The following is a 6,638-nucleotide window of genomic DNA, read 5'->3' on the forward strand; positions in this document are numbered from 1 at the left end:
GCGCTGCAGCACACGACGCCGATCAACCGCTACCCCGACGCCACCGCCGGTCGTCTGCGCGAGCGCCTGGGTGCGCGCTACGGCGTCGACCCCGAGCAGGTGCACGTCGCCTCCGGCAGCGTCTCGATCCTGCACCAGCTGATCCTCGCGACCGCCTCCGTCGGCGACGAGGTCATCTACGCCTGGCGCTCCTTCGAGGCGTACCCGAGCCTTCCGCTGGTCGCCGGTGCGACCGGGGTCCAGGTGCCGCTCACCGCCGACTCCCGCCACGACCTCGACGCGATGGCGGATGCCGTCACCGAGCGCACCCGCGCGATCATCCTGTGCACCCCGAACAACCCGACCGGGCCGATCATCACGTCGGCCGAGTTCGCGATCTTCGTCGAGCGCGTGCCGAGCGACATCCTGATCATCCTCGACGAGGCGTACGCCGAGTTCGTGACCGCGCCGGATGCCGTCGACGGTCTCGCCGAGCGCGTGTTCGACCAGCACCCGAATGTCGTGGTGCTGCGCACCTTCTCGAAGGCCTACGGTCTCGCCGGCCTCCGCATCGGGTACGCGATCGGCCACGAGAAGGTGCTGGACGCCGCACGTACCACCGGCATCCCGCTCTCGGTCACCTCCGCTGCTGAGAACGCCGCCATCGCGAGCCTCGACGCCGAGGGCGAGCTGCTCGAGCGCGTCGCCGTCATCGTCGAGCGGCGCACCCGTCTCGTGGCAGGACTCCGCGCGCAGGGCTGGGACGTCCCCGACTCCCAGTCCAACTTCGTGTGGCTGCCGGCCGGCGAGCGCACCGACGAGGTGGCTGCCGCGTTCGTCGAGAACGACCTCATCGTGCGTCCCTTCTCGGGCGACGGCATCCGCATCTCCGTCGGCGAGGAAGCCTCCCTCGACCGCGTGCTCGAGGTCGCCGCCGCAGTTCGCTGATCCGCGCTCGCCGCGGCTTTCCGCGGTTTTCTCCGGCTTCCGGGCAGTTACAAGGGCGTCCTAGGTATGCGTGACCGGGCATGCCGACGCGGGTAGCGTGAGAGCGTGACCACCCCCGAGACCCCCCTTGTGAGCGTTCTGGACGAGACCGGACGGTTCGCGCCGTCCGCCGCCGCCGAGCGGTATCTCCCCCTGATCGAGGCGATCAGCGATGCGGAGCTCGAGCAGTTCTACCGTGACATGGTCGTCATCCGCGCGATCGACACCCAGGCGACGAACCTGCAGCGACAGGGCCAGCTCGCCCTGTGGCCGCCGAGCCGCGGACAGGAGGCGGCGCAGGTCGGTTCCGGTCGTGCGGCCCGCGCGCAGGACACGATCTTCCCCTCGTACCGCGAGCACGCCGTCACCCGCATCCGCGGCGTCGACCCCGTCGACATCATCAAGCTGATGCGCGGCGTCTCGCACGGCGGGTGGGACCCGACCGACCCGAAGAACGGCAACACGCGCCTCTACACGCTCGTGCTCGGCTCGCAGGTGCTGCACGCCGCCGGCTACGGGATGGGGCTCGTGTTCGACGGGCGCACCGGCATGGGTGAGGTCGACCGCGACGAGGCCGTCATCGTCTACTACGGCGACGGCGCCTCCAGCCAGGGCGACGTGCACGAGGCGATGGTCTTCGCCGCGAGCTACCAGGCGCCGACCGTCTTCTTCCTGCAGAACAACCACTGGGCGATCTCGGTGCCGGTGTCGACGCAGTCGCGTGTGCCGCTCGTGCAGCGCAGCGCCGGCTACGGCATCCCGAGCGTCCGCGTCGACGGCAACGACGTGCTCGCCAGCTACGCCGTCTCGCGGGTGGCACTCGACGAGGCCCGCAGCGGCAAGGGCCCGCAGGCGATCGAGGCCGTCACCTACCGCCTCGGCGCGCACACCACGAGCGACGACCCGACGAAATACCGCGGCAGCGACGAGGAGCAGTACTGGGCCGGTCGTGACCCGATCGTCCGGATGCGTGCGTTCCTCGAGAACCGCGGTGCATCCGCGCAGCTGTTCGCCGATGTCGAGGCCGAGGCGGCGGATGCCGCGGAAGACCTTCGCGCCCGCAGCGTCGAGCTCGGACCCCCCAGCGTCGGCAAGATGTTCGACCACGTGTACAGCGAACCGCATCCGCTGATCGATCAGCAGAAGGCCTGGCACGCGCAGTACGAGGCGTCGTTCGAAGGAGAAACCCGATGACCCTCGAGACGATGCCGCTCAGCAAGGCCCTGAACGCGGGGATGCGCAAGGCGATGGAGAACGACCCGAAGGTCCTGCTCATGGGCGAGGACATCGGCAAGCTCGGCGGAGTGTTCCGTGTGACCGAGCACCTGCAGCGCGACTTCGGCGACCGTCGGGTGCTCGACACCCCGCTCGCCGAGTCCGGGATCGTCGGCACCGCGATCGGCATGGCGATGGTCGGCTACCGCCCGGTCATCGAGATCCAGTTCGACGGATTCGTGTTCCCGGCGTTCGACCAGATCACCACGCAGCTCGCGAAGCTCACCAACCGGCATGAGGGCGCGCTCAGCATGCCGATCGTGATCCGCATCCCCTACGGCGGGCACATCGGCGCGGTCGAGCACCACCAGGAGAGCCCGGAGGCGTACTTCGCGCACACTCCCGGACTGCGCGTGGTGTCGCCGTCGACGCCCAACGACGCCTACTGGATGATCCAGGAAGCGATCGCGTCGAACGACCCCGTGATCTTCATGGAGCCGAAGAGCCGCTACTGGCAGAAGGGCGAGGTCGACCTCGACGCCTCCGCCGTGCCGCTGCACTCCTCGCGCGTCGTCCGCACGGGCAGCGACGTGACCCTCGTCGGACATGGCGCCATGGTCACCACACTGTTGCAGGCCGCCGCGCTCGCCGAAGCCGAGGGCACGAGCTGCGAGGTCGTCGACGTGCGCTCGCTCTCTCCGGTCGACTACGAGCCCATCCTGGACTCGATCCGCAAGACCGGGCGCATGGTCTACGCGCAGGAGGCCCAGGGCTTCGCCAGCATCGGCGGTGAGATCGCGGCCACCGTCATGGAGCGCGCCTTCTACGCGCTCGAGGCGCCGGTGCTTCGCGTCTCCGGGTACGACACCCCGTTCCCGCCGGCGAAGCTCGAGGGCGTGTACCTCCCGGATGCGGACCGCATCCTCGAAGCCGTCGACCGTTCCCTGGCCTACTGACCGCCCGCTCGGCCGAAAGGACTCGTCATGAGCACGCAGAACTTCAACCTCCCCGACGTCGGGGAGGGCCTGACCGAGGCGGAGATCGTCGCCTGGAAGGTCGCTCCGGGTGACACGGTCGCGATCAACGACGTCATCTGCGAGATCGAGACGGCCAAGTCGCTCGTCGAGCTGCCGTCTCCGCACGCGGGCGTCGTCGGCGAGCTGCTCGTCGCCGAGGGAGCGACGGTCGAGGTCGGTGCGCCGATCATCACCTTCATGACGGATGCCCGTGACGATGTCGGCCCCGGCGTCGTCGCGACGGCCGAGGCCCCCGCGCCGGAGGAGGGCGGCGGCTCGGTGCTCGTCGGCTACGGGACGGGCGGTGGTGCCACCTCGCGCCGCAAGCGCCCGGCCGAGCGCCCGGTCCGCTCCTCGGTGGGCGTGATCGCCAAGCCGCCGATCCGCAAGCTCGCGCGCGACCTCGGCGTAGACCTCACCGCGGTCGCCGCGACCGGTGCCGACGGCGAGGTCACCCGGGACGACGTGGTCAAGCACGCCTCGCAGGCGAGTGTCTTCCGCAACATCGAGACGCCGGAGTGGGGCGACGTCCGTGAAGAGACCGTGCCCGCGCCGCAGGCCGCTCCAGCCGGACTCGCCCGCGGCCTCTCGGCGACCCGTCCGTCCGCCGCCGGCGACGACCGCACCGAGTCCATCCCGGTCAAGGGTGTGCGCAAGGCCACCTCCTCTGCCATGGTGCAGAGCGCGTACTCGGCTCCGCACGTGACGGTGTGGAAAGAGGTCGACGCGAGCCGCACGATGGAACTCGTCAAGCGCCTCAAGGCCTCGCCCGACTACGCCGACATCAAGGTCTCGCCGCTGCTGATCGTGGCCAGGGCCGTGATCTGGGCGGCTCGTCGCACCCCGATGGTGAACGCCGCCTGGATCGAGACGGATGCCGGCGCCGAGATCGCCGTGCGCCACTACGTGAACCTCGGTATCGCCGCCGCCACCCCGCGCGGCCTGCTCGTGCCGAACATCAAAGACGCGCAGGACCTGAGCATGAAGGACCTGGCGCGGGCGCTGAACCGCCTGACGCTCACGGCCCGCGAGGGCAAGACGCCGCCGGCCGATCAGCAGGGCGGCACGATCACGATCACCAACATCGGTGTGTTCGGGATGGATGCCGGCACCCCGATCATCAACCCCGGCGAGGCCGGCATCGTGGCGATGGGCACCATCAGCCAGAAGCCGTGGGTCGTCGACGGCGAGGTGCGCCCGCGCTGGGTGACCACGGTCGCCGGATCGTTCGACCACCGCGTGATCGACGGCGACGGCATGAGCCGCTTCATCGCCGACGTCGCCTCCGTGCTCGAGGAGCCCGCGCTGCTGGTCGAGTGAGCCCGCGGCGTCGAGCCCGGGACACGGCATCCGGCTCAACTTGATAATGGTTCTCATTAGCGTTTAGAGTGAAGGCATGAAGAAGCCCGTCGTCGTCCTCGCCCTCGCATCCGTCGCCGCCCTCGCGTTGGCCGGATGCTCCACCACCCCGGCAGCGGGAGAGGGCGACGGCGGCACCATCACGGTCGTCGCGAGCACCAACGTCTACGGCGACATCGCCGCGCAGATCGGCGGCGACCGCGTCGAGGTCGAGTCGCTCATCACCTCGGCCTCGCAGGACCCGCACTCCTACGAGGCGACCGCGCGCGATCGCCTCACGGTGCAGAAGGCCGACCTGGTGATCGAGAACGGCGGCGGCTACGACGCCTTCGTCGACACCCTGCTGCAGGACGCGAAGGACCCGCACGTCGTCACGGCGGTCGAGTTCTCGCACGACTTCCCCGGCAACGAGGGGCACGACGAGGCCGAGCACGACCACGCCGACGAAGAGTCCCACGACCACGATCACGCCGAGGGCGAAGAGGGTCACGAGGGGCACAACCACATCGAGGGCTTCAACGAGCACGTCTGGTTCGACCCGCACACGATGATCCATGTCGTCGAGGCGATCTCCGACGAGCTGGCCGAGCTCGATCCCGACGGCGCGAAGGAGTTCGCCGCCAACGCCGATGAGATCGTCGCCGACCTGGAGGGCTTCGAGGCCGACCTCGAGACCATCAAGACGGATGCCGCCGGGGCGACGGTCTTCATGACCGAACCGCTGCCCGGTTACCTCGCTGCCGCGGCCGGCCTGACCGACGTCACGCCCGAAGGGTTCGCCGAGTCGGTCGAGGAAGGTACCGATGTGGCTCCCGCCGTGCTGCTCGAGGCGCTGAAGGTGATCGAAGACGGACAGGCCACGGCCTTGCTGACCAACGCGCAGACCGGAGGAGCGGAGACCGAGCGGGTGGAGGCGGCCGCGAAGGATGCCGGCATCCCCGTCGTCGCCTTCACGGAGCTGCTCGAGGACGGATCGTCGTACTCTGAGTGGATGAGTGACGCGATCAAGAGCCTCGCCGCCGCCGTCCAGCCGTGAGCGGGGGCGCTCCGGTCCTCGAGATCACCGACGCCGCACTCCAGCGCGGGGATCGCGAACTCTGGTCAGGGCTCGACCTGACGGTGCAGCCCGGTGAGTTCATCGCGGTGCTCGGCCCGTCCGGGTCGGGCAAGACCACGCTGCTGCGCAGCATCCTCGGTCTGCAGCCGCTTTCCTCGGGGTCCATCCGTGTCGCGGGGGAGCCCGTGCACCGCGGGAACTCCCGCATCGGCTACATCCCGCAGCAGCGCAACCTCGCCCCCGACACCAGCATGCGAGCCCGCGACCTGGTGGGCCTCGGCGTCAGCGGAAGCCGGTTCGGGTTCCCGATCCCGCATCGCGGCGACCGCGCCAAGGTCGACCGGCTGCTCGACGCGGTCGGTGCCTCGCACTTCGCCGATCGTCGCGTCGGCCTGCTCTCGGGTGGCGAGCAGCAGCGGCTGCGGGTCGGTCAGGCCCTCGCCGACGAGCCGGCGCTGCTGCTGTGCGACGAGCCACTGTCGAACCTCGACCTGGCCAACCAGCTGGCCGTGACCGACATCATCGACCGCCAGCGCCGCGAGCGCGAGGCCGCAGTGCTGTTCGTCACGCACGACATCAACCCGATCCTCGGCCGTGTCGACCGCATCCTCTACATCGCGGGCGGCCGGTTCCTCCTGGGCACTCCCGATGAGGTGCTGCAGACCCGCGTGCTCAGCGACCTCTACGGCACCCCGGTGTTCGTGCTCCGCGCGGGCGACCGGCTGGTCGTCGTCGGTGTTCCGGATGCCGAGCCGCACCACGACCACGGCGACCACGAGCACGGAGGAGCGGCATGAGGCCCCTGGTCGACTGGAGCGACGTCTTCTCGTTCCAGGACTACGGCGAGCTTGTCGCCCTGCTGTCGAACTCGATCATCGCGGGTGCCGTCCTCGGCATCGTCGGCGGACTGATCGGCGTCTTCGTGATGCAGCGCGACCTCGCGTTCGCGGTGCACGGCGTGAGCGAGTTGTCGTTCGCGGGTGCCGCCGCCGCCCTGCTGTTCGGCGGCAGCGTGGTGTTCGGGT

At 69.8% G+C, this 6,638-nt stretch carries 7 protein-coding genes; all 7 read left to right on the plus strand.

Annotated elements, in window-relative coordinates; translation table 11 throughout:
• Positions 1–927 (plus strand): histidinol-phosphate transaminase (locus ACNPM4_RS16090; protein WP_448986349.1); only part of this gene is annotated, 927 nt, incomplete at its 5' end.
• 105 nt (positions 928–1,032) lie between these two features.
• Positions 1,033–2,160, plus strand: a complete 1,128-nt coding sequence (locus tag ACNPM4_RS16095; protein WP_448986350.1) for a thiamine pyrophosphate-dependent dehydrogenase E1 component subunit alpha — start codon at positions 1,033–1,035, stop codon at positions 2,158–2,160.
• On the plus strand, positions 2,157–3,137 hold the full coding sequence (locus tag ACNPM4_RS16100; RefSeq protein WP_091032185.1) for an alpha-ketoacid dehydrogenase subunit beta: 981 nt from the start codon (positions 2,157–2,159) through the stop codon (positions 3,135–3,137). Before ACNPM4_RS16095 ends, ACNPM4_RS16100 begins: the two co-directional genes overlap by 4 nt.
• Positions 3,138–3,164: 27 nt before the next feature.
• Positions 3,165–4,517 carry a dihydrolipoamide acetyltransferase family protein gene (locus ACNPM4_RS16105; RefSeq protein ID WP_448986351.1) on the plus strand — a complete coding sequence of 451 codons (1,353 nt, stop codon included), beginning with the start codon at positions 3,165–3,167 and terminating at the stop codon, positions 4,515–4,517.
• Positions 4,518–4,593: 76 nt separating this feature from the next.
• Complete coding sequence (locus tag ACNPM4_RS16110; protein WP_448986352.1) at positions 4,594–5,592, plus strand: metal ABC transporter solute-binding protein, Zn/Mn family; 999 nt, start codon at positions 4,594–4,596, stop codon at positions 5,590–5,592.
• Positions 5,589–6,410 (plus strand): metal ABC transporter ATP-binding protein, encoded by an 822-nt coding sequence (locus ACNPM4_RS16115; RefSeq protein WP_105711705.1) that lies wholly within the window; start codon positions 5,589–5,591, stop codon positions 6,408–6,410. The genes ACNPM4_RS16110 and ACNPM4_RS16115 overlap by 4 nt, the downstream gene beginning before the upstream one ends.
• Positions 6,407–6,638: metal ABC transporter permease (locus ACNPM4_RS16120; RefSeq protein WP_448986353.1), on the plus strand; the 232-nt coding region annotated here is incomplete at its 3' end. The genes ACNPM4_RS16115 and ACNPM4_RS16120, both read left to right, overlap by 4 nt.

This window comes from Microbacterium umsixpiens (assembly GCF_053543675.1).